Source organism: Microbacterium sp. KR10-403 (genome assembly GCF_040196215.1).
Classification (GTDB): domain Bacteria; phylum Actinomycetota; class Actinomycetes; order Actinomycetales; family Microbacteriaceae; genus Microbacterium.
Window position 1 is genome coordinate 69,906 of record NZ_JBEGDC010000002.1, and the last position, 23,493, is coordinate 93,398.

Sequence of the window (23,493 nt, forward strand, 5' to 3'; positions counted from 1 at the left end):
AGTGGGGACGGGCATCCGGCAGGTGTGTCGATCAGGCCTCGGCCGGGGCCTCGGCGGCCGCGGTCTCGCCCTGCTCAGCCGACTCCTCAAGGACCGGCTCCAGCGACAGCTTGCCGCGGTCGTCGATCTTCGTGATGCGCACCAGCAGCTTCTGGCCGACCGAGAGCACGTCGTCGACGTTCTCGACGCGCTTCCCGTCGTTGATCTTGCGGATCTCGCTGATGTGCAGCAGTCCGTCCTTGCCGGGCAGAAGCGAGATGAACGCGCCGAACGTCGCGATCTTCACGACCGTGCCGAGGAACTGCTCGCCGACCTCCGGGTTGGTGGGGTTGGCGATCGCGTTGACCTGGGCGCGAGCGGCCTCGGCCGACGGGCCGTCCACGGCGCCGATGTAGACGGTGCCGTCCTCCTCGATGGAGATGTCGGCGCCGGTCTCGTCCTGGATGCCGTTGATCGTCTTGCCCTTGGGGCCGATCAGCTCGCCGATCTTGTCGACCGGGATCTGCACGCTGATGACGCGCGGCGCGGTCGGAGCCATCTCGTCCGGGCCGTCGATGGCGGCGTTCAGGACGTTCAGGATCGTGATGCGGGCGTCGTGCGCCTGCTTCAGCGCCGCCGACAGCACCGACGACGGGATGCCGTCGAGCTTGGTGTCGAGCTGGATCGCGGTGACGAACTCGCTCGTGCCGGCGACCTTGAAGTCCATGTCGCCGAGGGCATCCTCGGCGCCCAGGATGTCGGTCAGCGCCGCGTAGCGGGTCTGGCCGTCGACGGTGTCGGACACCAGGCCCATCGCGATGCCGGCGACAGGGGCGCGCAGCGGCACACCCGCGTTCAGCAGCGACAGGGTCGAGGCGCACACCGAGCCCATCGACGTCGAGCCGTTCGAGCCCAGCGCCTCGGAGACCTGGCGGATCGCGTACGGGAACTCCTCGCGCGAGGGCAGCACCGGCACGAGCGCGCGCTCGGCCAGGAACCCGTGGCCGATCTCACGGCGCTTGGGGCTGCCCACACGGCCGGTCTCACCGGTCGAGTAGGGCGGGAAGTTGTAGTGGTGGATGTAGCGCTTGTGCGTGACCGGCGACAGCGAGTCGATCTGCTGCTCCATCTTCAGCATGTTCAGCGTGGTGACGCCCATGATCTGGGTCTCACCGCGCTGGAAGATGGCGGAGCCGTGCACGCGGGGCACGACCTGCACCTCGGCGTCGAGCGGACGGATGTCGGCCAGGCCGCGTCCGTCGATGCGCACGCCCTCGGAGAGGATGCGACCGCGCACGATCTTCTTGGTGACGGCCTTGTACGCGCCCGCGAACTCGCCGGCGGCGCTCTCGGGCAGCTCGCCCGCCTCGACCGCGGCGGCGAACTCGGCCTTGACGCGGTCCTTGATCGCGTCGTCGGCGTTCTGGCGCTCGATCTTGTCGGCGATCTGGTAGACGCCCGCGAGCTCGTCGTACGCGCTCTTGGCGACGAAGTCGAAGCTCTCCTGCGAGTAGGGCAGGAACACCGGGTACACGCCCGGCTCCTTCGACGAGTGGGCGGCCATCTCGGCCTGCGCCTGCACGAGCTGCTTGATGAAGGGCTTGGCGGCCTCGAGGCCCCCCGCCACGACCTCTTCGCTCGGCTTGGTGGCGCCGCCCTTGATGAGGTTCCAGCTGTGCTCGGTGGCCTCGGCCTCGACCATCATGATCGCGACGTCGCCGTCGTCGAGCACGCGGCCGGCGACCACGAGGTCGAACACGGCGTCCTCGAGCAGCTGCGCGTTCGGGAACGCGACCCACTGGTCCTCGTGCTCGCCGTGACCCGGGATCAGCGCCAGGCGCACACCGGCGATCGGGCCGGAGAACGGCAGACCGGAGATCTGCGTCGAGGCGGATGCCGCGTTGATCGCGAGCGCGTCGTAGAACTCGCCCGGCGCGATCGAGAGCACCGTGACGACGATCTGGACCTCGTTGCGCAGGCCGTCGACGAACGACGGGCGCAGCGGACGGTCGATCAGCCGGCAGACGAGGATCGCGTCGGTGGACGGACGACCCTCGCGGCGGAAGAACGAGCCGGGGATCTTGCCGGCGGCGTACGAGCGCTCCTCGACGTCGACGGTCAGCGGGAAGAAGTCGAACCCTTCACGGGGGTGCTTGCCGGCGCTGGTGGCCGACAGCAGCATGGTGTCGTTGTCCAGGTAGGCAGCGACGGCGCCCTGCGCCTGCTGGGCAAGGCGTCCGGTCTCGAACCGGACGGTACGGGTGCCGAAGCGGCCGTTGTCGAGAACGGCCTCGGCGGCGGTGATTTCAGGACCTTCCAAGAGGTCTCTCCTTCTTTGTTTAGACTCGTCCGCGCGTCTCGCGGGCGAGTGATCACGAAGGAGCAGAAGCAGGCAGATATGAGCGCACGCCGACCCCGTGCATGCACGACGACGCCGCGTAGGCCGCTTGCGCTGGTCACCAGTAGAAGATCACCCTCGATTCGAGAGGAACCCACCACAGGGGACCAGCTTCCTGCCCGCCTGCTCCATGAGCTCAGTATTCAATTGAGCGGATGCCGATGGCAGCCTTTACGAGCTTACCAGGGCATTGCCCGATACCGCGGATCGCGCGTAGCGTGTGCCCATGGCCATCGCAGGATGGCGCCGTCTCCGGATCCCCCGCGGGATCGTCGGGGCGACCCTCGCCGCGGCGGTGCTGCTGGCGCCGTCGGCACTCGGCGTGTCACGCGCCGCGGCCGAGACGCCGCCGCCGACGGCGCCCGGCTACCCGACCTGGGCCGAGGTGCAGGCCGCGCGCGCGAGCACGGAGGCGACCGCGGCGGAGGTCGACCGGGTCGACGACGCGCTGACCGGCGCGCTCGACGCCGCCGCCGTCGCCTCGCAGAAGGCCGTCACCGCACAGGCGGCCGCCCAGAAGGCCCGCGCCGCGAGCGAGGCCGCAGGACAGCGCGCCGATACGCTGTCGGCGCAGGCCGCCGCCGCGGCGACCCGGTCCGGTCGCAGCACTGCCGCCACCGCCGAGCTCGCGCGCACGCTCACGGCCGCCGAAGGCCAGCAAGGGTTCACCGCGCAACTGCTCGCCTCCGACGACCCGGACGAGCTGCTCGCACGGCTGAATGCACTGTCGAACCTGACCGACTGGTGGCATGATGCCGCCGATGCCGCGCAGGCCGACAAGGAGCTGGCCGCGTCGCTTCGCGATCGCGCCCGCGCCGCGGAGGCCGAGCGGAACCGTCTCGCGGACGAAGCGGAACGGTCCGCCGACGCCGCCGAGACCGCCGCCGACGAGGCGAACGCCGTCGCCGCGAAGCTGCAGAAGAGCATCGACACCCTGTACGCCCAGCTCGCGGTACTGCAGGACTCGACGGCGGAGACCGAGCGCCAGTACGACATCGGCGTGCGCGTGGCCGCGCAGGCATCTGATCAGCAACGCCGCCGCGAGAAGGCGGCGTCGGACGAGCCGGCCACCGCGGCCGCGGCGTCGGTCGGAACGGCCGAGCCGCTCGGCGGTGCGCTCTCCCCCGCCCAGGCGCGGGCGTATGCGCGGCGGGCCATGCTCAGCTACGGCTGGGGCGACACGCAGTACTCGTGCCTGGTGAAGCTGTGGAACATGGAGTCGGGCTGGCGCTGGAACGCGCTGAACCCGTACAGCGGCGCGTATGGGATCCCGCAGGCCCTGCCGGCGAAGAAGCTGGCGGCCGCCGGCGCGGACTGGCGCACCAATGCTGCCACGCAGATCCGATGGGGCCTCGCGTACATCTCCGACCGCTACGACACGCCCTGTGGGGCGTGGCGGCACGAGATGAGCCACGACCCGCACTGGTACTGACCCGGCATGTGCGCGGCAAGCGCGGATGGGTACGCTGAGGGCATGAGCAACGACGAGACTCCGAGCGCCACGTCCGACGAGATGAAGCGCAAGTTCCGCGAGGCGCTCGACAAGAAGAATGCGCATCACCGTGACGGCCAGTCGCACCTCGACGGGCAGGGTGCAGTGAACGAGCCGCACGGCCGCGCCGGCCACAAGCGCGAGTTCCGCCGCAAGAGCGGCTGAGCAGCGCTACTCTCCGGCGAAGCCGCCGAGGAGATGGTCGAACGAGTTGCCGCCGTGCAGGTAGTTGGCCGGGTCGAACGGATCCGAGTTCGTCGCCGGATCGCGACGCGCCACCGCGTCGGCGAGCTCGGCAGCGCCCTTCTCGATGCGATCGCCCAGCGTCGCGACCTGGTCGCCGGTGCTGCCCCAGTCCTCGCTCGCGGCGAACACGCCGGTCGAGACGGCGTCGGCATGCAGGTAGGCGAACAGCGGCCGTATCGCGTAGTCGATCGCCAGTGAGTGCCGCGGCGTACCGGCCGTCGCGCCGATGAGCACCGGCTTGCCGATCAAGGACTCCTTGTCGAGCACGTCGATGAACGACTTGAACAGACCCGAGTAGCTCGTCGAGAAGATCGGCGTGACGACGACCAGCGCGTCGGCCGACACGACCGTGTTGATCATCGACTCGAGCTCGGCGCCGGCGAATCCGGTGAGCATGTTGTTCGTGATGTCGTGGGCGAGGTCACGCAGTTCGAATGTGTCGACGCTCGCAGTGATCCCGCGCTCGTCGAGGTGCTTCACGACGGCGGCCGACAGGCGGTCCGCCAGCATCCGCGTCGACGACGGGGTCGACAGCCCCGCCGCGACGACGGCCACGCGCCGGGCCGCGCTCATCGCGCACCGCCCAGCCCGAAGGCCGCGCCCTGGGGCGTCGGGGTGTCCTGATACGGCGAGCCGCCGGTCACGTTGTCGCCGCGGTTGGCGTTCGGCCGCGGCTCGCGCACCGGACCGTCGCCGTACGCGGCCTTCACCAGGCCGGCATGGGTCGGCGCGTCGGGAACGGTCGCAGGTCGGTTCTTCGCGAGCTCCTTGCGCAGCACCGGGACGACCTCGCCGCCGAGGATGTCGATCTGTTCGAGCACGGTCTTCAGCGGCAGACCGGAGTGATCCATCAGGAACAGCTGGCGCTGGTAGTCGCCGAACAGATCGCGCATGCCGGCGTACCGGTCGATCACCTGCTGCGGTGAGCCCACCGTCAGCGGGGTCATCTTCGTGAAGTCCTCCATGGACGGTCCGTGACCGTACACGGGTGCGTTGTCGAAGTACGGGCGGAACTCGTTGACGGCATCCTGCGAGTTCTTGCGCATGAACGCCTGACCGCCCAGTCCCACGATCGCGGTCTCGGGATCGCCGTGGCCGTAGTGCGCCCAGCGCTGACGGTACAGCTCGATGAGGCGCTGGTAGTGTTCGGCCGGCCAGAAGATGTTGTTCGCGAAGAAGCCATCGCCGTAGTACGCCGCCTGCTCGGCGATCTCGGGCGTGCGGATCGAGCCGTGCCAGACGAACGGCGGCACGCCGTCGAGGGGACGCGGCGTGGAGGTGAAGCCCTGCAGCGGAGTGCGGAACTTGCCCTCCCAGTCGACGATGTCCTCCCGCCACAGCTTGTGCAGCAGCGCATAGTTCTCGATAGCGAGCGGCAGCCCCTGGCGGATGTCCTTGCCGAACCACGGGTAGACGGGGCCGGTGTTGCCGCGGCCGAGCATGACGTCCGCCCGGCCTCCGGAGACATGCTGCAGCACGGCGAAGTCTTCGGCGATCTTCACCGGGTCGTTTGTCGTGATGAGGGTGGTCGCGGTCGAGACGATGAGGCGCTCGGTCTGCGCGGCGATGTAAGCGAGGGTCGTCGTCGGCGACGATGACCAGAACGGCGGGTTGTGGTGCTCGCCGATCGCGAAGACGTCGAGGCCGACCTCCTCAGCATGCGTGGCGATCGTCAGGGTCGCCTGGATGCGCTCCGCCTCGCTCGGCGTCACGCCGGTCGTGGGATCCTGCGTGATGTCGCTCACGGAGAAGAGGCCGAATTGCATCTGGCCGGCCGCGTCTGTCTCGCTCACGTCGTCTGCTCGCTTCCCGGATGCTGGTGGCATCCGTATCTATTCAAGTGAATGCAGTTAGTGGAACGCATGCGATCCCAGGTTATTCCCGGACGATGGATGCCGCAGGAGTAACGCCGTGTCACGGAGGGTCACCGGGCGTCATGCCGCGGTAACCGGCGGCAACACACGTGCGCGGGCCGGCGGCATCCGCCTACCGTCTTCCCATGAGCCAGACGAACCTGCCGATCCTCGATCTCTCGCAGTTGAATGCCGGAGCCGACGCCGCCGCGCAGTTCCGCGACGCACTGCGCGCCGCCACGCACGACGTGGGCTTCTTCTACCTCACGGGAACGGGCATCTCGCCCGAGTCGGAAGCACGGCTGCTGAGCACGGCACGGGCATTCTTCGACCTGCCCGAGGCCGACAAGCTTGCGATCGAGAACGTGAACAGTCCGCACTTCCGCGGTTACACGCGCATCGGCGGCGAACGCACCCAGGGCAGGGTCGACTGGCGCGAGCAGATCGACATCGGCCCGGAGCGCGACGCCGTCGAGTGGGAAGGCGCGCCCTCGTTCGCGCGACTCATCGGCCCGAATCTGTGGCCGGAGGCGCTTCCCGAGCTGCGCGAAGTCATCACCGACTGGGAGAGCCGGCTGCGGGAGGTGTCGCGCAGGTTGCTGCGCGCGTGGGCGCAGTCGCTGGGCGCGGAGGAGTCGTACTTCGACGCGCACTTCGGTGAGCCGTCCACGCTGACGAAGATCGTGCGCTACCCCGGCAAGGAGGACCCGAGCCAGGGCGTGGGCGCGCACAAGGACTCGGGCGTTCTCACCCTGCTCTGGGTGGAGCCAGGCAAGGGCGGACTCCAGGTCGAGCGCGACGGCGAGTGGGTCGATGCCCCTCCCGTTCCGGGCGCGTTCGTCGTGAACATCGGCGAGCAGCTGGAGTACGCCACGCAGGGGTATCTGAAGGCGACGAACCACCGCGTGATCTCGCCGCGGTTCCCCGACGACCGCATCTCGGTCCCGTTCTTCTTCAACCCGCAGCTGGATCGCACCCTGCCGCTCATCGACCTGCCGGCGGAGCTGGCCGCGCAGGCGCGTGGGGTCACGCAGGATCCGAGCAACCCCATTCACGCGCTGTACGGCGAGAACGCCTTGAAGTCGCGGCTGCGTGCGCACCCGGACGTCGCGGAGCGCTGGCATTCGGATCTGCTGACACCGGCCCGGTGAGAAAGGCCTCGACGGCAAAGATTGAGGGCCGCCCCACACCAGGGGCGGCCCTCACAAGAATGTTTGGAGCGATTGAACGCTGGTCGCGCTAGCGGCGCAGTCCGAGACGCTCGATCAACGACCGATAACGGTTGATGTCGACGTCCTGGAGGTAGCCGAGCAGACGGCGGCGCTGACCGACGAGCAGGAAGAGGCCACGACGCGAGTGGTGGTCGTGCTTGTGCTCCTTCAGGTGCTCGGTGAGGTCCTTGATGCGCTGCGTCAGCATCGCGACCTGCACCTCGGGGGAACCGGTGTCACCGGGGTGCGTCGCGTACTCTTCGATGATCGCCTTCTTGACTTCTGCATCCAGTGCCATAAAGCGGTCCCCTTTCCATCCGTTGCGCGGTGCCCGACGCCCAGTGCGCGAGCTCTCTTTATCCGCGGCCGATTCTCACGGCAACCGAATCAGTCTACAGCATCCGGCACCACGCCTTGCCTTCGCTCAGAAGGGTGCGGGGTTGTTCGCGTAGTGCGTGGCGATGGTGTGGCGGTGGTGGGGGTCGGGGTCGATCAGGGCGACGGGTTCGAATCTGACCGTGCCGGGTGGTCTTGTCACGTATGTGCGTTTCGTGGGTGCGGTGAAGATCAGGACCCCGCCGGAGAGCTGTTCGACGTCCCACGCGGTCTCGTGTTTGAGAGTGTGGTGGCGTTCACAGAAGTGCTCGAGGTTGCACAGGCACGTGGGACCGCCCGCCGCGTGCGGGATCGTGTGGTCGATATCGCACTTGACCGCGCGCCTGCGGCATCCGGGGAACCGGCACTGCTGGTCCCTGGCCTGCAGGAATCGCTTCTGCTTCTTGGAGGGCCGGTACCGGTCCACGCAGATCGGGACCCCGACTGCCGGGTCGGTGAACACCCGGGTCCACATCGAGCACCCACCCGCGAGCCGCCTGGCCGTGTCGTCGTCGATCGGCCCGAACCCGTCGACGACCGCCCCACCCACCCGGGCGCCCGTGATCACCTCGGCGGGGATGGTGACCTGCACCTCCGGCCGGATCGCCGAGAGCACGTCCCGCGCCTGTTCGTCGGCACCGTGCCCGGTGAACGAGGCGGCCAGCAGCAGGTCGCAGAACATGTCCGCCATGATCTGCGCCACCGACCGGTCATCGAACACCGGGGCTTCCGCCCGGCCAGAACCAGAGTCAGAGCCAAAACCAGAGCCGTCGCCGGCGGCGTCAGCGTCGACGCCCTTGGCCGCATTGCCGAAGTCAGCGTCAGCGGGTCTGTCGTTGGCGGGTATGGTGCCGATGTGTCCGGCCGAGCCGGCATCAGCGGCCCCAGCCGAAGCGCCACCAGCGGCCACCACGGCGGCAGCCCTGGCAGCGGCGTCGGGCTCAGCCTCGGTAGCGGCCGCTGCGGCCGCGGTTTCGTGTTCGGTCTTCTCGGCTTGGTTCTGTGCGAACAGGACGGTGGCTGCTTCCCGCAGCCGGGCCACCGCACCCACGCCCTCGGTGGTCGGGACGTCCGCGGTGATCCGGGCAAGACCGGGCTCCAACGCACGTACCGACACCCGCCGCCGTGCCACCGCGTCCCGCACCCGCGCCTGGGTGCCTTCCGGGTCCAGCCGGACCACCAGTCCCGCCAGGGCGGCCTTCAACTGTGCCGGAGTCATCTCCCGGGCCATATCCCGCGCGACCGCCTCGAACTCAGCGCGCACGCCCTCATCGGCGATCTGCACCCCGGCCTCCGCGATCAGGATCGCGTGCTCCCCGGAGAACTCTCCCCCACTGGCATCACACAACGTCTCATAGAACGACCCCACCAGCGTGGACGCCTGCGACACCTTCCGCGCCACCTGCCACTCACTCAACCGCAGCCCCGCCGCGATCTCCGCATACAGCTCCCGCATCGCCAACTGCGACGCATCCACCACCGCACCCTCACACCCACCCCGGACGGCACGCTCGGCCTCACGCCGCTGCACCAGGTCCGCGACCCGGGCGAAGAAGAACATCTCCGCCGCGAACGCCCGCCCCGCCGCCTGACGCGAGGACACCAGGGAATCCAACAGCTCATCCACCTCCGACACCACCGGAGACACACCCATCGACATCGACACCGTGAGCCCCCTTCCCTGGATGAACTGGCATCTCCATAGTATCGAACACGTCTACGTATGACAAGGGGCCGGTCTAGATTTTTGTGCCTGTTTTTCTGCCGGTTCTTGGTGAACCACGGTGCACCTCGCCACCGCCGCGAGGGACAAGTATTATTCGTACCTGTGTACGCACTCAAGGGTCCCCTCACCCCCGGCCGGCATCCACCGCCACCCTCACGATCCCACCGACCACCGACATCCTCCCCGGCCCCACAGCCCCGCCCCCACAGAGCCGAACCAGACTCTCCGCCCGACGGATCCGCAGAACCACACCCACCCCGCAGACTCCCGGACCCGCAGCATCCACCCCCTCGCTACCCTCGAAGGGTGCTGATCACCGTCCGGGTCAAGCCCGGCAGCCGCAAGGGTCCGCTGGTGGACGAGACCGCCGACGGCCTCGTCGTCTTCGTGCGCGAACGCGCCGTCGACGGCGCCGCGAACGCGGGTGTCGAGCGCGTGTTGGCCGCGCACTTCGGCGTCGCCCCACGCGCCGTGCACATCGTGCGCGGACACACCGCGCGCATCAAGCGGGTCGAGATCGACGAGTAATCTCGACTCGTGCGACCCGTGATCTGGACACCCTGGTGATGGCGAGGCTCTCGCGCGAGCACTTCATCGATCTGCGTCCGCTGACGACCTCCCCCGCGTTCGCCCGCCTCTGGATCGGGTCGACGCTGTCGGGCCTCGGCGGTCAGCTGACGATCGTCGCCGTGATGCTGCAGATGTATGCGCTCACGCACGACACCTTCGCCGTGTCGATGATCGCGGTCGCCGGCCTCGTACCCATGATCATCGCGGGCCTCTACGGCGGGATGCTCGCCGACGCGTTCGACCGTCGCACGGTCGCGCTGCTCGCGGCATCCGTCACGTTCGCCTCCACCCTGCTGCTGGCCGTGCTCACCTGGGGCGGGTGGGAGAACCAGTGGTGGCTCTACGCGCTCTCCATCGTCAACTCCGCCGCGAACTCCATCGTGCAGGCCGCCCGCTCGGCGATCGTGCCGCGGCTGATCCCCATCGAGCTGCTGCCCGCGGCCTCGGCGCTGCAGGGCATCTCCAGCGGCCTGATGATCATGGCCGGTCCCGCCCTGGCGGGCGTGCTCGTGGCGGTCTCGGGTTACGGCTGGACGTACACGATCGACGTCATCATGATGACCTCGCTGTTCCTCGGCCTGTGGACGCTTCCCTCGATCCGCCCCGAGGGCACGATCGTGCGACCCGGACTCGAATCGCTCAAGGACGGCTGGCGGTTCCTCAAGCGCGCTTCGAACATCCGCGTGCAGTACCTCATCGACATCACCGCCATGACGTTCGGCCAGCCGCTCACCCTGTTCCCCGCGATCGGCGCGGTGCTGCTGGGCGGCGGTGCCGTGACCACGGGCGTGCTCACCGCGGCGGTCGCCGTCGGCGCCTTCTGCTCGAGTCTGTTCTCCGGGCCGATCGGCCGCGTGCGACGGCACGGTCTCGGCATCGAGCGTGCGGTCATCGTGTACGGCGCGGCGATCCTGGCGTTCGGGCTCGTGCTGGGCGCGGCCGCGCTCGGCTGGTTCGCCCCCGCCGATCTCGGCGAGCACTCGGCCAACATCGTACTGATCGCCCTCGCGTCGCTGCTGCTGGCGATCTCGGGTGCCGCCGACAACGTCAGCGCCATCTACCGCTCGACGATGATGCAGTCCGCCGTGCCCGACACCATCCGCGGGCGCCTGCAGGGGATCTTCATCGTCGTCGTCGCCGGCGGGCCGCGCGTGGGCGCCCTCTACGCCGGGGCGCTCGCGACCGTCACCGCCCTGTGGTTCCCGCCGCTGCTCGGGGGCCTCATCATCATGGGCCTCGTCTCTCTGCTCGCGCGCCTGCACCCGCGGTTCCGGCAGTACGACGCGCTGCATCCGGAACCCTGAACCCGAGCGGCCCCGGACACGACGGAGGGGCGGATGCCGCAGCATCCGCCCCTTCGAAGATCCGGGCTCAGTCCTGCTGGAGCGAACCCTGCAGGTCGAGCTCGATCGTCACGTCCTTGCCGACGAGCACGCCGCCGGTCTCGAGCGCGGCGTTCCAGGTGAGGCCGAAGTCCTCACGGTTGATGACGGCCGTGGCCGTCGCGCCGGCCTTGTAGTTGCCGAACGGGTCCTGGCCGAAGCCGCCGAAGTCGACGTCGAAGGTGACCGGCTTGGTGACACCGTGCAGGCTCAGGTCACCGTCAACGAGGAACTTCTTGCCCTCGAGGCGCACGCCCGTGGAGTGGAACTCCATGGTCGGGTAGGTCTCGGCGTCGAAGAAGTCGCCCGAGCGCAGGTGCGCGTCGCGGCCCTCGTCACGCGTGTTGACCGACGCCACGTCGACGGTCGCCTCGATCTTCGCGTCGAGCGGGTTCTCCGGCGCGATGATGGTGGCGCTCTTGACGCCGAAGGTGCCGCGCACCTTCGAGATCATCATGTGACGGACGGTGAACTGCACGTCGCTGTGGGCTGCGTCGAGCGTCCAGGTGCCCGCCTTGTAGCCGGCGATCTCGGGAACGATGGTCGTGGTGTCTGTCATTTGTCGATCCTTCTGGTGGGGGTGTGCGGGGCGCCGTATCCGGCGCGTACGAGGGGTGAAACGGACCGCGCGTGGGATCTATTCCCACGAATGGAAATTGAGGGGATGCCGCGGCCCGGGGCATCCACCCCTCGTGATGCCGTGTGCGACTAAGCGACGTCGATGAGGTCGATGACGAAGATGAGCGTCTTGCCGCCCAGGAAGTGACCGCCCGCGGGACCGTAGGCCAGGTGCGGCGGGATGACGAGCTCGCGGCGACCGCCGACCTTCATGCCCGGGATGCCGTCCTGCCAGCCCTGGATGAGACCGCGCAGCGGGAACTGGATGGACTCGCCGCGGTTCCACGACGAGTCGAACTCCTCGCCGGTCTCGTACTCCACGCCCAGGTAGTGCACCGTGACGGTGTCGCCGGGCTGCGCTTCGGCGCCCTCTCCGACGATGATGTCGCGGATGACGAGGTCGGCCGGCGCCGGCCCCTCGGGAGCGTCGATCTCGGGCTTCGTGCGGTTGTCAGTCATGTCTTCCATCCAACCCGACGCGGCCGGAGCGGTCAACGCGGAACGGGAGTGGAGAAAGACTCAGCGCCCGGTGCCGCGGCGATGCCTGCGTGTCTACCGAGCGCTGAGTTGATCTGCCACCAGGATGACACTCCCCCACGGAACCGTCAAGCATCAGGGCGCGAACAGCGCCCGCCGTGCCGCCACCGTGCGGGCCAGCAGCGTGCTCTCATCGGCCGCCGCGTTCCTGTCGCGCCCAGTCACGATGCGCTGACGGACGGCGGCCAGGGTCGTGGCGTCCCGGATGAACCCCTTCATGATGCCGGTGCGGTCTCCCCGCAGGGTGCGCGACCAGTCGAGGGCCGAACGACGTCCGCGACGAGTGGCGAGCATCCTCACCTCCTGCGGGGTGAACCAGCCCGCCGACGCATACTCCCCCAGCCGCTCGGCGGTCAGGCGCCGCTCCTCCCGCAGCAGCATGACGATGCCCACGATGAACAGCACGAACAGAGGCACCTGCAGCGTGGCGTACAGGGCGAAGAAGTCGAAGAACTGCGCCGACCCGTTCCACAGGCCGTGCAGAATCGCGGCTCCCGCCATGCCGACGAACCACGGCCCGATGGCCGCGCCGGTACTGAGCCCCCGGCGTGCGGCCAGGCCCAGCGCGAACCCGGTCACGCTCGTGAACATGACGTGGGCGAACGGCGAGAGGATGCCGCGGAGGAAGAACGTCATCGTCAGCTGCGTCGCGCCGCCCTCGATCATGCTCACCGCGAAGTACTGGATGTTCTCGGTGAAGGCGAAGCCCGCCGCCACCAGCGCGCCGTACACGACGCCGTCGACCGGTCCGTCGAACGCCCGTCGCGCGGTGGCGAACACGAGGAACACGCCGAGGCCCTTCGCGAACTCCTCGACGATCGGCGCCTGCACGACCGCCTGCACGGCCTCGCGCGCGGGGGTGTCGGCACTGCCGAAGAGCAGCGTCATCAGAAGGTCGACGCCCAGTGCGATCGCGACCGCCGCGACGGCGCCCCACGCGACGGCGAAGATCACGAGGCTGCGCGGTTCGGGCTCCCACCGGTCGATCAGGCGCACGGCCAGGAGCACTGCCGTCAACGGGATCAGCGCGATGATCAGGCCGATGACGGATGCCGCGGGCCCGAGCGCCTCGAGGAAGTAGGCGACCACTCCCAGCAGCACGATCACCAGCACCCCGAACAGCCAGGGCAGTGCGCGTCGTCCCTTCGACGGGAGCGCCGGCAGGGTCGGCAGGGCCGCCGGAGCCGGCGCGGGGGTCGGCGCGCTCGAGGTCGGCGCGCCGTCGTAGCCGCGCGCCAGCGGGGAGGGATACGACATGACGATCAGCTTACGGCGGCGGCGATGCGTGGCATCGGCCCCGGCCCGCCGTGCTCTCAGCAGCGCGCGGTAGCCTCGAGGGATGCGTTTCGCCCATGTCATCGCCCCTGATCGCCCCGCACCGACACTGGCGGCGGTCACCGGAGGCGGGGCGCATCTGGTGCCCGATCTGCTCGATGGCGGCCCCACCACGCTCGAGCAGCTCATCGCCGGCGGAGACGAGCTGCTGAACCGGGTGCGGGATGCCGCAGACGGCGCCGGGGCGGGGCATCCCGTCGACGACCTCTCCTTCGCCTCCGCCGTCCTCGCTCCCCCGGTCGTGCTGGCGATCGGCCTGAACTATGCCGCACACGCGAGCGAGCTCGCCCTCAAGGCCGACACTGCGCCGACGGTGTTCACGCTGTGGCCGAACTCGCTGTCAGCGCATGAGGCGACGACGTCGTGGCCGCGCGCGCTCAGCGAGTCGATCGACTACGAGGCCGAGCTGGGCGTGATCATCGGCAAGCCCGCGCGCGATGTCGCGGCCGCCGACGCCCTCGACCACGTCTGGGGATACACCGTCGTCAACGACATCACGGCCCGCGACATCCAGTTCTCCGAGGCGCAGTGGTGCCGCTGCAAGTCATTCGACGGGTTCACCCCGACCGGCCCGTTCGTCGTCACCGCCGACGAGGTGCCCGATCCGCAGGACCTGCACATCTGGACCATCGTCGACGGCCACAAGGTGCAGGACGCCTCCACCGGGCAGATGATCCGGCCGGTCAGCACTCTGGTCGCCCACCTCTCGCAGTCGGTCACGCTGCTGCCCGGCACGCTCATCTCGACCGGATCGCCGGGTGGCGCGGGATACTCGCGCGAGCCGCAGATCTTCCTGCGCGACCGGTCGACGGTCACGGTCGGCATCGACGGCATCGGCGAGCTGACGACGCATTGCCGCATCCTCGACTGACGGCGACCGGGAACGCGGAAGGGCGGCGGAGAGATCCGCCGCCCTTCGCGTGTTTCAGGATGTCAGTGCGTCACGGGCAGGTGTAGGTGATGCCGCCGACCACGTGCTGACCGCTGCCGAGCTCCTGGCACACCTCGCTGAGGTGGCCGATGGCCGCCGCCGCGACGGCGATGGCGATGATGATGATCACGATGGCGAGGACCACCAGGATCGCGCCGATGATGATGCCCGCCAGCGCGAAGCCGTTCTTCTGGCCGGCGCGCTTGCTCTGCACCATCGCCACGATGCCGAGGACCAGGCCGACGAGCGCACCGATGCCGGTGACCAGACCCGCCAGCGAACAGATGAACGCCACGAGGCCGAGGGTCTTGCCGGGGTAGGTGGTCGACGGCGCGGGCTGTCCGTAGGCCGGGGCCTGCGGATAGCCGGCGCCGTACGCGGGCGCCTGACCGTAGGCCGGCTGGTCCGCCGCGGGTGCGGACGGCGCCTGCGCATAGGCCGGCGGCTGTGGTGCCGGAGGCACCGCCGACGGCTGCTCGGGCTGCTGCGGCTGCTCGGGGTTCTGTGGGACGTCGGACATGGAGTACCTCCAGTGCGGGACAGATTCGTCCCCCACGCTATCGGGCGCGCTCGCCCACCGACAGCCCCGTGACGCCGTGTCGCCGATCAGGCCTTCGCGTCGGCCACCACGTTCTCGGCGGCCTGCACCACCGGGATCGCCGCCGTCATCGTCTCCAGACCCGACAGACGCGCGGGCGACAGCTGCTTGGTCACCTCTTCGCGGCTCATGAGGCCCGCTTCCACGACGAGATCGGCGATGTTGCGGTGGGTGAGCAGCGCCGTCTTGGCAAGGGCCGCGGAGGCCGCGTAGCCGATGAAGGGCGTGAGCGCCGTCACGACGCCCACCGACGAGCCGACCATCGCGCCCAGACGCTCGCGGTTCGCGGTGATGCCGTCGACGCAGTTGACGCGCAGCGTCCACATGGCCTGCCGCATCCACGTGATCGATTGGAAGATCGAGTGGGCGATCACCGGCTCGAACGCGTTGAGCTGCAGCTGCCCGGCCTCAGCTGCCATCGTCACGGTCATGTCGGCGCCGACGACGGAGAACGCGACCTGGTTGACGACCTCGGGGATGATCGGGTTGACCTTGCCCGGCATGATCGATGAGCCGGCCGCACGGGCGGGGAGGTTGATCTCGCCGAGACCGGCCTGCGGACCGCTCGAGAGCAGACGCAGGTCGTTGCAGATCTTCGAGAGCTTGATCGCGTTGCGCTTCAGCGAGGAGGAGAACGACATGAACGAGCCGGTGTCGCTGGTCGCCTCGACGAGGTCGGTCGCCGTCGACAGGTCGACGCCCGAGATCTCGCGAAGGTGCCGCAGCACCGAGGGCGCATAGCCGGGGTGCGTGGTGATGCCGGTGCCGATCGCGGTGGCGCCCATGTTGATCTCGGTGAGCAGGCTCGCGTTCTCGGTGAGGCGCTGCAGGTCTTCGCCGAGGGTGGTGGCGAAGCCGTGGAACTCCTGCCCGAGGGTCATCGGGACGGCGTCCTGCAGCTGGGTGCGGCCGACCTTGAGCACGTCGTGGAACTCGACGGCCTTGTTCAGGAAGCTCTTGCGCAACAGGTCGAGCTCGTCGAGCAGCGTGCGCAGCACGAGCGACAGCCCGATCTTGATGGCCGTCGGGTAGACGTCGTTGGTCGACTGGCTGCGGTTGGTGTCGTCGATCGGGGCGAGGAACGCATAGTCGCCCTTTTCGCGGCCGGCGAGCTCGAGCGCGACGTTGGTGATGACCTCGTTCGCGTTCATGTTCGTCGAGGTGCCGGCACCGCCCTGGATGACGCCCACGACGAACTGATCGTGGTATTTGCCGTCGATGACGAGCTGGGACGCCCGATCGATGAGGTCGGCCTTGTCGTGCGAGAGCACGCCGATCTCGGCATTGGCGCGCGCCGAGGCCTGCTTGACCATCGCCAGTGCGCGAACGAAGTCGCTGTACACCGAGATCGGTCGTTTCGCGATCGGGAAGTTCTCCAGGGCCCGCTCGGTGTGGATGCCCCAGTAGGCATCGGCGGGGATCTCGAGGGAGCCGAGCGAGTCGGTCTCGGTGCGGGTGCGCGACATTGCGTCCTGTGCCATTGTGCGTCCTTGTGGGTCACGGCGGATGGTTGTGTTCCCGAGCCTACCCGCCCACTCTCCGGCGAAATCTGTACACGATGGCGCGTGGCACCGCATCGATGGACGCCGAGTAGTGTCACCGCGCAGGTTTGCGCGAAAAAGCCTCCAGCCGCTCTTCCGGGCTGAGCGCCGCCATCCGGGCCACCCACTCCTCGTCGAAGAAGTCCCCCGTCGGCGCGTCGACGACCGGCACCACCGCGTGGGTGATCGTGTCGTCGTACACGTGCACGAGATGGAACGACTGGCCGGCGTCCATCCCGTTGACCCGCGCCGCCGGGCGCGCGAGATTCATCGTGTAGCACGTCGCCGCCGCCACGCTCACCTCGACGCCGGCGAACATGCCGTGCGTGGAATAGTGCAGATGACCGGCGAGGATGCCGCGGACATCGGTGCCGCGGATCACCTCGGCCAGCGCATCCTGATGGCGCAGCTCGAGGATGTCGAACAGGGGCAGATGGCTGGGCAGCGGCGGATGATGCAGGGCGAGGATCGTGCCCAGGGGCGCGGGTTCGGCCAGCACCTCGCGCAGCCACGCGAGCTGGGCGTCGTCGAGATCGCCGTGGTGCCAGCCCGGCACCGACGAATCGAGCGCGACCAGGCGCAGGCCGCGCAGGTCGTGGACGGCCGTGACCGGCTCTTGCGTGGGCGGCTGCCCGAGCAGATCGCGATGCAGCTCGGGTCTCTCGTCGTGGTTGCCGGCGACCCACACCAGCTGTGCGCCCAGCCGCTCGGCGACCGGCTCGACCGCCGCTTTCAGCGCGGCGTAGGCCCCGGGCTCGCCGAGATCGGTGAGGTCGCCGGTGAAGACGACGGCGTCGGGCCGCACGGCGAGATTCTCGATCGCCGCGAGCGTGCGGCCGAGGTTGCCGGCGGTGTCATACGCCCCGCCGAGCGGCCGATTGCCCGCGAGGAGATGCGTGTCGCTGACATGGACGATCACCCGCTGCGCGGGCTCGTGCGATCCGAATCGGACGGGAGCGGCATCCATCCCCCCACCCTAACGACGGGCTCCCCCACCGCCTCGCGGTCAGTGCAGGACGATCAGCAGGATGCCGCCGAGCACGGCGAGTGCGCACAGGCCGAAGGACGCGTAGGCGGCGATCAGCGCGAGCAGCCTCTGGCCGTCGGTGAGTGGGCTCTTCTTCGCGGCCTTGGCCGCGGCCTTCTCCGCCTTGGCCGCCTGCTTGGGGCTGATCACGGTGATCGCGTCGGTGAACTCGGCGGGGGCCACGACCGGCACCCGCCCCGCACGCACGAGCATGCGCAGCCCCGCGGCGTAGAAGCCCACCACGAGCACGGCGCCGATCAGTGCCACCACGAAGACGCGGATGAACGCCAGCCAGTCGATGTCGATGCTCATTTTCCGCCCTTCCCCGCCGTGGACTTCTTCTTGTCGCTCTTCTTCGCCACGTCGGCCTTCTTCCTCGCCTCGGTGTCGGCCTTCTTCTTCGCGTCGGCGTTCTTCTTGGCGTCGGCCTTCTTCTTGGCGTCCGACTTCTTCTTCTCGTCGGAGCTCTTCTTCGCGTCGGCCTTCGCCTTGGCCTTCTTCTCGGCTCTGCGCCGCGCCTCCTCATCGGCCCGGCGGCGCTCGCGCTCGCGCTCCTCCGCCTTGCGGCGTGCCTTCTCCTCGGCCTTGAGACGCTCCTGCTCGCGGATGATCGCACGCTGACGGCGCGTCGGCGGCGGGTTCTTCTTCACCTTGACCGCCATGCCCGACTCGGCGACGTCGCTCATCGCATTGGCCGCCGTGACGGCGTCGCGCCGTGACCGCAGGAACAGCGCGATGATGATCACGAGGGCGATCACGGCATCCACCAGCAGCCCCCAGGTGGGCAGCCAGCGCACGATGAGTGCGGCCAGTGCCCCCACGAGACCTGCCGCGGGCAGTGTCAGCAGCCAGCCGACGGCGATCTTGCCCGCGGTGCCCCAGCGCACCTTCGAGCCGCGTCGGCCCAGCCCCGATCCGATCACCGATCCGGAGGCGACCTGCGTGGTCGACAGGGCGAAGCCGAGGGCGCTCGAGGCGAGGATCGTCGCCGCCGTCGAGGTCTCTGCGGAGAAGCCCTGCGCGGGCTTGACGTCGGTGAGGCCCTTGCCGAGTGTGCGGATGATGCGCCAGCCGCCGAGGTACGTGCCCGCCGCGATCGTGAACGCACAGGCGAAGATGACCCAGATGTGCGGATCGGCATGGCTCTTGTCCTGCCACCCCGCCATGATGAGCGCCAGGGTGATGATGCCCATCGTCTTCTGCGCGTCGTTCGTGCCGTGCGCGAGCGCCACCATCGACGAGGTGAAGATCTGGCCCCAGCGGAAGCCGCTTCGGCCGTCGGGCTTGCCGTCATAGCGACGGGTCATCGCGTAGGCCATACGCGTCACGATGAACGCGATGACTCCGGCGGTGAGCGGCGACAGCAGCGCCGGGAGGATGATCTTGCTCAGCAGCACCCCGAAGTCGACGCCCGACACACCGAAGCCGACGAGGGTCGCGCCGACCAGGCCGCCGAACAGCGCGTGCGAGGAGCTCGACGGCAGCCCGAGAAGCCACGTGAGCATGTTCCAGACGACGGCGCCCACAAGGCCCGCGAAGATGAGCGGCAGGAAGTCCACATGACTCGCGCTGATCTGGTCCTCGCGGATGATGCCGTGGGAGACGGTCTTCGACACCTCCGTGGACAGGAACGCACCCACCAGATTCAGGCCGGCGGCCAGTCCCACCGCGACCTTGGGCTTGAGCGCGCCCGTCGCGATGGGCGTCGCCATCGCATTCGCGGTGTCATGGAATCCGTTGGTGAAGTCGAAGAACAGAGCCAGCGCGATGACCAGCACGACGATCAGGGCTGCGGTTTCCACCGTTCGCTTTCCGGGAGTCAGGGATCGAGGGATGCCGGCGACGCCGACGATGCGAACGAAATGTTCACGACGATGGGGTGCTCCGGCTGCCCGGCCCGGGTCAAATCCTCTCATGCCCGCCTGGCCCCTGTGAACCTGCGGCTCCCAGATCGGGCGGCTAACGTGGTCGCGTGACCGATGTTCGCAGCGCTGCAGACCTTTCCGCTCCCGTCACCCCGCGTCGCCCGGTGGCGCGGACGCATCACGGCGACACCTTCCTGGACCCGTACGAGTGGTTGCGGGAGAAGGACGATCCCCAGGTCATCGAGCATTTGCACGCCGAGAACGCGTACACCGAGGCGCGCACCGCGCACCTCGCCGGGCTCCGTGACACCGTCTTCAGCGAGATCAAGGGACGTACTAAGGAAACCGATCTTTCGGTTCCGGTGCGCGAGGGCGGCTGGTGGTATTACGGCCGCACTCTCGAGGGCAGGCAGTACGGCGTCCACTGCCGGGCACCGCTGGCCTCCCCCCACGACTGGACTCCACCGGAGCTGACGACCGACGCCGACGTCGCCGGCGAGCAGATCATCCTCGACGGCAATGCCGAGGCCGAGGGCCAGGAGTTCTTCTCGCTGGGCAGCTTCGAGGTGTCGAAGGACGGCACGATGCTGCTGTACGGCGTCGATGTCGAAGGCGATGAGCGCTACACCCTGAAGGTGCGCGATCTGCATACCGGGGCGAACCTGCCCGACGAGATCCCGAACACGTCGGCCGGGGCGTCCTTCTCCCCCGACGGCCGGTACATCGTCTATCTGACCGTCGACGACGCCTGGCGCCCCGACACCGTCTGGCTGCACGAGCTGGGCACCCCCGTGGCCGACGACGCGCAGCTGTTCCACGAGCCCGACGAGCGCTATTGGGTCGGCGCGGGCTTCACGCGCAGCGACCGCTACCTCATGATCGCGGTCGGCTCGTCGATCACCAGTGAGGAATGGCTGGTGGATGCCGCGGACCTGCGCTCCGCGCCGCGGGTCGTGTGGCCGCGCGAAGAGGGCGTCGAATACGACAGCGACCACGCCGTCGTCGACGGCGAGGATGTGCTCTACATCCTGCACAATCGGAACGCCCTGGACTTCGAGCTCGTCCGGGTCGCGGCATCCACCCCCTCGGCGGAGCCGACCGTCGTCGTCGCGCACGAGCCGGGGCGCCGGCTGCTCGGCCTGTCGACGTTCCGCGACTTCGCGGTCATCGCGTACCGACGCGAGGGCCTGGCCCGGCTGGGGATGTTCGACTACGAGAACAGCCGCATCGACGAACTCGCGTTCGACGAACCGCTGTACGCCGCGGGCCTGGCCGGCAACCCGGAGTGGGCGCCGCCGATGCTGCGGCTCGGATACACCTCGTTCGTGACGCCGAGCACCGTCTACGACTACGTCGTCGCGACCGGCGAGAAGCTGCTGCGCAAGCGGCAGCCGGTGCTCGGCGGCTACGACCCGGCGGACTACGACCAGGCGCGGGTGTGGGCCACGGCGCACGACGGCGTGCAGGTGCCGATCTCGCTCGTGTGGAAACGCGCGTTCGGCACCCCCGGTGACGCACCCCGCCCGCTGCATCTGTACGGGTACGGGTCCTACGAGCACTCGATCGAGCCCGGCTTCTCGGTCGCGCGGCTGAGCGAGCTCGACCGGGGCGTCGTGTTCGCCGTGGCTCATGTGCGCGGAGGCGGCGAGATGGGCCGGCAGTGGTACGAAGACGGCAAGACGATGCGCAAGCGCAACACGTTCACCGACTTCCTCGACTGCGCGGATCACCTCATCGCCGGCGGCTACGCGGTGCCGGACCGCCTCGTCGCCGAGGGCGGTTCGGCCGGCGGGCTGCTGATGGGCGCCATCGCCAACATGCGGCCCGAGCTGTTCGCGGGCGTGCTCGCCGACGTGCCGTTCGTCGATGCGCTGACCTCGATCCTCGACCCGTCGCTGCCGCTGACCGTCATCGAGTGGGACGAGTGGGGCGACCCGCTGCACTCGCCCGCCGTGTACGCGTACATGCAGTCGTACTCGCCGTACGAGAACGTGCGGGCGGATGCGGCATACCCGCGCATCCTCGCGGTCACCTCACTGAACGACACCCGTGTGCTGTACGTCGAGCCCGCCAAGTGGGTCGCAGCCCTGCGCGAGGCCGGGGCCGACGCCCTGCTGAAGTGCGAGATGGTCGCCGGCCACGGCGGCGTGAGCGGCCGCTACAACGCCTGGCGCGAGCGCGCCTACGAGCTCGCCTGGTTGTTCGACGTGCTCGGCGTCGCGGGGGCCTGACACGCCGCGCTGAGCGGTTGCGGCGGCCGCGGCCTGAGCCGGGGTCGGGCTCCGGCGTCACTCCCGCGCCGAGACCGGGGGTTTGACGTCGCTCCGGCGCCGAGACCGGAGGTTCATGCCGAAACCGATGACGTCGCCCTCGGTCTCGCCGCAGATCCCCGATTTCGGTGACCCCGTATACCGTCCCGGAACAGCTTCGACCGCTCATCGGCGGTCAGTGAACGAGGGTTGTCGGCGAGGGTCGCGAGCATCGCCCTCTGTATCGGACGCACACGTTCGAGCCCGCCGACGGCGAGCTTGCGGTCTAGCGGCTGCCAGCGCATGGTGTCGGGCCAGTCCCAGCGCAAAAAGCCGTCCTCGTATCGCCGGAGGCGATCTTCGCGCTTCTTCTCCCGTACGAAGTGCGCCTTCATCGCCGCCGGGTCGCTCGCGTCGTACTTGCCGTATCCGTCGGACTCGCCGACTCTGCGCTGCCGTCGCCAGTAGAAGTCGGTCCGGTCCTCGACACCCTCGTAGCGGAAAACCACCTGCAACTCGGGGTCTTCGTAGCCGAGCCATCGGATGACGACGCGACTGGCTGACTCCTCGGCCGACTCGGCGAGCGGATCGGCGTGAGCCTCGACCCAGTCGAGCTGTCGCACCCCTCGACGCGACGACTGGGCCCGTCCGAACTCGCTGAAGTCAAGGGTCTCACCCTTCTGGTCGAGGACACGAAGAGTCCGATCCGCGACAGCCATGGCGAAGGCAGGTGGAAGCACCCGCACAAGGTCCACAGCAGTCTCGCGAAGCGCGGTGCCCGACATGCCCCCACTCGTGACGATCTCGCGCTCATCGCGCGTGCCGTGCACGATGACGTCGCCTTCGCGCCACGACCTTCCGTCGACGGAGAGTAGGTGGATGAAGCGTGGCTCACCGAACAACGGAAGCCCGAGGAGCGCCGCCGCCGACTCGAGACAGAACACTGGCGACGACCATGTCCGCGCGACGGCTTCGACCCGAAGGCGATAGCACTCCCACGGTTTCAGGGCGGCCCATTCCTCACGCCGCACGTACACGCCCGGACGTACGCGATACAGTGCGCTGTCTCGATCGAGCCGACCAACCTTTGTTGGCTGCTCGCGGGCGAAAAGCAGTGTGGCCAGGCTTGCGGCATCCCGTTCTCCCATCTCCCCAGGATCACGGCAGAACTGAGGCGTGGAAGGCGCGCACACGAGATCTGTGGAGAACTCACCCGCATGCCTCCCTTGGGGAGGAACCGATGCGCAGTTGCGTGGGCGGGTCTCACTCGCCGAGACCGGGGAATCTCGCCGAAACTCATGGCGATGGCCTCGGTCTCGGCGGGATTCCCCGGTCCCAGCGAGGAGAAGGGGCGCACCGCGCCGACGACGCGATCGGCCCGTCCCCCTCACCTCGAGAGACGTCACCGCGTTCCGCGCCGGGACCCCGCGCAGGGCGGTCATCGATACCGAGGACTTCAGCCGAAACCCATGGCAGCGACCTCGGTCTCGGCAGAATTCCCCGGTCTCGATGCGAAGGGCCGGTGGTAAGTGCCGCGTGAGCCGAAAACGGGCGTGACCG

21 protein-coding genes are annotated in these 23,493 nt (G+C 68.9%); 7 read left to right on the top strand and 14 right to left on the bottom strand.

The window, feature by feature from the left end; genetic code table 11:
• Positions 1–31: 31 nt before the first annotated feature.
• On the bottom strand, positions 32–2,299 hold the full coding sequence (locus tag ABMQ42_RS04120; protein ID WP_349721592.1) for a polyribonucleotide nucleotidyltransferase: 2,268 nt from the start codon (positions 2,297–2,299) through the stop codon (positions 32–34).
• 304 nt (positions 2,300–2,603) lie between these two features.
• Here ABMQ42_RS04120 and ABMQ42_RS04125 point away from each other — a divergent pair, with 304 nt between their 5' ends.
• Complete coding sequence (locus ABMQ42_RS04125) at positions 2,604–3,809, top strand: aggregation-promoting factor C-terminal-like domain-containing protein (RefSeq protein ID WP_349721593.1); 1,206 nt, start codon at positions 2,604–2,606, stop codon at positions 3,807–3,809.
• Positions 3,810–3,851: 42 nt separating this feature from the next.
• Positions 3,852–4,034, top strand: coding sequence for a DUF5302 domain-containing protein (locus ABMQ42_RS04130; RefSeq protein WP_349721594.1), 183 nt, complete (start codon positions 3,852–3,854; stop codon positions 4,032–4,034).
• A 6-nt stretch (positions 4,035–4,040) separates the two neighbouring features.
• Here ABMQ42_RS04130 and ABMQ42_RS04135 read toward each other — a convergent pair whose 3' ends face one another.
• Together ABMQ42_RS04135 and ABMQ42_RS04140 are read right to left on the bottom strand one after the other, a co-directional pair.
• On the bottom strand, positions 4,041–4,688 hold the full coding sequence (locus ABMQ42_RS04135; protein ID WP_349721595.1) for an FMN reductase: 648 nt from the start codon (positions 4,686–4,688) through the stop codon (positions 4,041–4,043).
• Entirely contained in the window at positions 4,685–5,881 is a 1,197-nt protein-coding gene (locus ABMQ42_RS04140; RefSeq protein WP_349722072.1) for an LLM class flavin-dependent oxidoreductase, read from the bottom strand. Before ABMQ42_RS04140 ends, ABMQ42_RS04135 begins: the two co-directional genes overlap by 4 nt.
• Positions 5,882–6,114: 233 nt before the next feature.
• Here ABMQ42_RS04140 and ABMQ42_RS04145 point away from each other — a divergent pair, with 233 nt between their 5' ends.
• Positions 6,115–7,119 carry an isopenicillin N synthase family dioxygenase gene (locus ABMQ42_RS04145; protein ID WP_349721596.1) on the top strand — a complete coding sequence of 335 codons (1,005 nt, stop codon included), beginning with the start codon at positions 6,115–6,117 and terminating at the stop codon, positions 7,117–7,119.
• A gap of 88 nt (positions 7,120–7,207) precedes the next feature.
• Here ABMQ42_RS04145 and rpsO read toward each other — a convergent pair whose 3' ends face one another.
• Positions 7,208–7,477, bottom strand: a complete 270-nt coding sequence (rpsO, locus tag ABMQ42_RS04150; protein ID WP_179437729.1) for a 30S ribosomal protein S15 — start codon at positions 7,475–7,477, stop codon at positions 7,208–7,210.
• Positions 7,478–7,603: 126 nt separating this feature from the next.
• Positions 7,604–9,181, bottom strand: coding sequence for an HNH endonuclease signature motif containing protein (locus ABMQ42_RS04155; RefSeq protein ID WP_349721597.1), 1,578 nt, complete (start codon positions 9,179–9,181; stop codon positions 7,604–7,606).
• Positions 9,182–9,586: 405 nt separating this feature from the next.
• Between ABMQ42_RS04155 and ABMQ42_RS04160 the strand changes: the two genes are divergently transcribed.
• Together ABMQ42_RS04160 and ABMQ42_RS04165 are read left to right on the top strand one after the other, a co-directional pair.
• A complete protein-coding gene (locus ABMQ42_RS04160; RefSeq protein WP_349721598.1) occupies positions 9,587–9,808 on the top strand; it encodes a DUF167 domain-containing protein in 222 nt (73 codons plus the stop codon).
• Positions 9,809–9,846: 38 nt separating this feature from the next.
• Positions 9,847–11,154 carry an MFS transporter gene (locus ABMQ42_RS04165; RefSeq protein ID WP_349721599.1) on the top strand — a complete coding sequence of 436 codons (1,308 nt, stop codon included), beginning with the start codon at positions 9,847–9,849 and terminating at the stop codon, positions 11,152–11,154.
• A 67-nt stretch (positions 11,155–11,221) separates the two neighbouring features.
• Here the strand turns inward: ABMQ42_RS04165 and ABMQ42_RS04170 are convergent, their stop codons facing one another.
• From ABMQ42_RS04170 to ABMQ42_RS04180, 3 genes are all read right to left on the bottom strand, one after another.
• Positions 11,222–11,791, bottom strand: coding sequence for a YceI family protein (locus tag ABMQ42_RS04170; protein ID WP_349721600.1), 570 nt, complete (start codon positions 11,789–11,791; stop codon positions 11,222–11,224).
• 149 nt (positions 11,792–11,940) lie between these two features.
• A complete protein-coding gene (locus ABMQ42_RS04175; RefSeq protein WP_349721601.1) occupies positions 11,941–12,309 on the bottom strand; it encodes an FKBP-type peptidyl-prolyl cis-trans isomerase in 369 nt (122 codons plus the stop codon).
• A gap of 153 nt (positions 12,310–12,462) precedes the next feature.
• Positions 12,463–13,644: a PrsW family intramembrane metalloprotease gene (locus tag ABMQ42_RS04180; RefSeq protein WP_349721602.1), complete on the bottom strand. Its 1,182-nt coding sequence runs from the start codon at positions 13,642–13,644 to the stop codon at positions 12,463–12,465.
• An 82-nt stretch (positions 13,645–13,726) separates the two neighbouring features.
• On the opposite strand from ABMQ42_RS04180, the gene ABMQ42_RS04185 reads away from it, so the two are divergent.
• Positions 13,727–14,593 carry a fumarylacetoacetate hydrolase family protein gene (locus ABMQ42_RS04185; protein ID WP_349721603.1) on the top strand — a complete coding sequence of 289 codons (867 nt, stop codon included), beginning with the start codon at positions 13,727–13,729 and terminating at the stop codon, positions 14,591–14,593.
• Positions 14,594–14,663: 70 nt separating this feature from the next.
• On the opposite strand, the gene ABMQ42_RS04190 is transcribed toward ABMQ42_RS04185, so the two are convergent.
• The 5 genes from ABMQ42_RS04190 to ABMQ42_RS04210 form a co-directional block, all read right to left on the bottom strand.
• On the bottom strand, positions 14,664–15,173 hold the full coding sequence (locus ABMQ42_RS04190) for a DUF4190 domain-containing protein (protein WP_349721604.1): 510 nt from the start codon (positions 15,171–15,173) through the stop codon (positions 14,664–14,666).
• Positions 15,174–15,259: 86 nt separating this feature from the next.
• Positions 15,260–16,732, bottom strand: a complete 1,473-nt coding sequence (locus ABMQ42_RS04195; protein WP_349721605.1) for an aspartate ammonia-lyase — start codon at positions 16,730–16,732, stop codon at positions 15,260–15,262.
• Positions 16,733–16,847: 115 nt separating this feature from the next.
• Positions 16,848–17,759 (bottom strand): phosphodiesterase, encoded by a 912-nt coding sequence (locus ABMQ42_RS04200; protein WP_349721606.1) that lies wholly within the window; start codon positions 17,757–17,759, stop codon positions 16,848–16,850.
• A 39-nt stretch (positions 17,760–17,798) separates the two neighbouring features.
• Entirely contained in the window at positions 17,799–18,131 is a 333-nt protein-coding gene (locus ABMQ42_RS04205; RefSeq protein WP_349721607.1) for a peptidase, read from the bottom strand.
• Positions 18,128–19,621: an inorganic phosphate transporter gene (locus ABMQ42_RS04210; protein ID WP_349721608.1), complete on the bottom strand. Its 1,494-nt coding sequence runs from the start codon at positions 19,619–19,621 to the stop codon at positions 18,128–18,130. The genes ABMQ42_RS04205 and ABMQ42_RS04210 overlap by 4 nt, the downstream gene beginning before the upstream one ends.
• Before the next feature lie 170 nt (positions 19,622–19,791).
• Here ABMQ42_RS04210 and ABMQ42_RS04215 point away from each other — a divergent pair, with 170 nt between their 5' ends.
• Entirely contained in the window at positions 19,792–21,915 is a 2,124-nt protein-coding gene (locus ABMQ42_RS04215) for a S9 family peptidase (RefSeq protein WP_349721609.1), read from the top strand.
• A gap of 113 nt (positions 21,916–22,028) precedes the next feature.
• On the opposite strand, the gene ABMQ42_RS04220 is transcribed toward ABMQ42_RS04215, so the two are convergent.
• The gene (locus ABMQ42_RS04220; protein ID WP_349721610.1) at positions 22,029–23,081 is read right to left on the bottom strand and encodes a hypothetical protein; all 1,053 of its coding nucleotides are present in this window, start codon (positions 23,079–23,081) and stop codon (positions 22,029–22,031) included.
• Positions 23,082–23,493 lie beyond the last annotated feature (412 nt).

Excerpts from the sequence above, each read along its gene's own strand:
- ABMQ42_RS04185 (WP_349721603.1), top strand. The coding sequence starts at position 13,727 with ATGCGTTTCGCCCATGTCATCGCCCCTGATCGCCCCGCACCGACACTG.
- ABMQ42_RS04170 (WP_349721600.1), bottom strand. The coding sequence starts at position 11,791 with ATGACAGACACCACGACCATCGTTCCCGAGATCGCCGGCTACAAGGCG.
- ABMQ42_RS04125 (WP_349721593.1), top strand. The coding sequence starts at position 2,604 with ATGGCCATCGCAGGATGGCGCCGTCTCCGGATCCCCCGCGGGATCGTC.
- ABMQ42_RS04175 (WP_349721601.1), bottom strand. The coding sequence starts at position 12,309 with ATGACTGACAACCGCACGAAGCCCGAGATCGACGCTCCCGAGGGGCCG.
- ABMQ42_RS04180 (WP_349721602.1), bottom strand. The coding sequence starts at position 13,644 with ATGTCGTATCCCTCCCCGCTGGCGCGCGGCTACGACGGCGCGCCGACC.
- rpsO (WP_179437729.1), bottom strand. The coding sequence starts at position 7,477 with ATGGCACTGGATGCAGAAGTCAAGAAGGCGATCATCGAAGAGTACGCG.
- ABMQ42_RS04130 (WP_349721594.1), top strand. The coding sequence starts at position 3,852 with ATGAGCAACGACGAGACTCCGAGCGCCACGTCCGACGAGATGAAGCGC.
- ABMQ42_RS04190 (WP_349721604.1), bottom strand. The coding sequence starts at position 15,173 with ATGTCCGACGTCCCACAGAACCCCGAGCAGCCGCAGCAGCCCGAGCAG.
- ABMQ42_RS04145 (WP_349721596.1), top strand. The coding sequence starts at position 6,115 with ATGAGCCAGACGAACCTGCCGATCCTCGATCTCTCGCAGTTGAATGCC.
- ABMQ42_RS04200 (WP_349721606.1), bottom strand. The coding sequence starts at position 17,759 with ATGGATGCCGCTCCCGTCCGATTCGGATCGCACGAGCCCGCGCAGCGG.
- ABMQ42_RS04220 (WP_349721610.1), bottom strand. The coding sequence starts at position 23,081 with ATGGGAGAACGGGATGCCGCAAGCCTGGCCACACTGCTTTTCGCCCGC.
- ABMQ42_RS04140 (WP_349722072.1), bottom strand. The coding sequence starts at position 5,881 with ATGCAATTCGGCCTCTTCTCCGTGAGCGACATCACGCAGGATCCCACG.
- ABMQ42_RS04195 (WP_349721605.1), bottom strand. The coding sequence starts at position 16,732 with ATGGCACAGGACGCAATGTCGCGCACCCGCACCGAGACCGACTCGCTC.
- ABMQ42_RS04165 (WP_349721599.1), top strand. The coding sequence starts at position 9,847 with ATGGCGAGGCTCTCGCGCGAGCACTTCATCGATCTGCGTCCGCTGACG.
- ABMQ42_RS04205 (WP_349721607.1), bottom strand. The coding sequence starts at position 18,131 with ATGAGCATCGACATCGACTGGCTGGCGTTCATCCGCGTCTTCGTGGTG.
- ABMQ42_RS04135 (WP_349721595.1), bottom strand. The coding sequence starts at position 4,688 with ATGAGCGCGGCCCGGCGCGTGGCCGTCGTCGCGGCGGGGCTGTCGACC.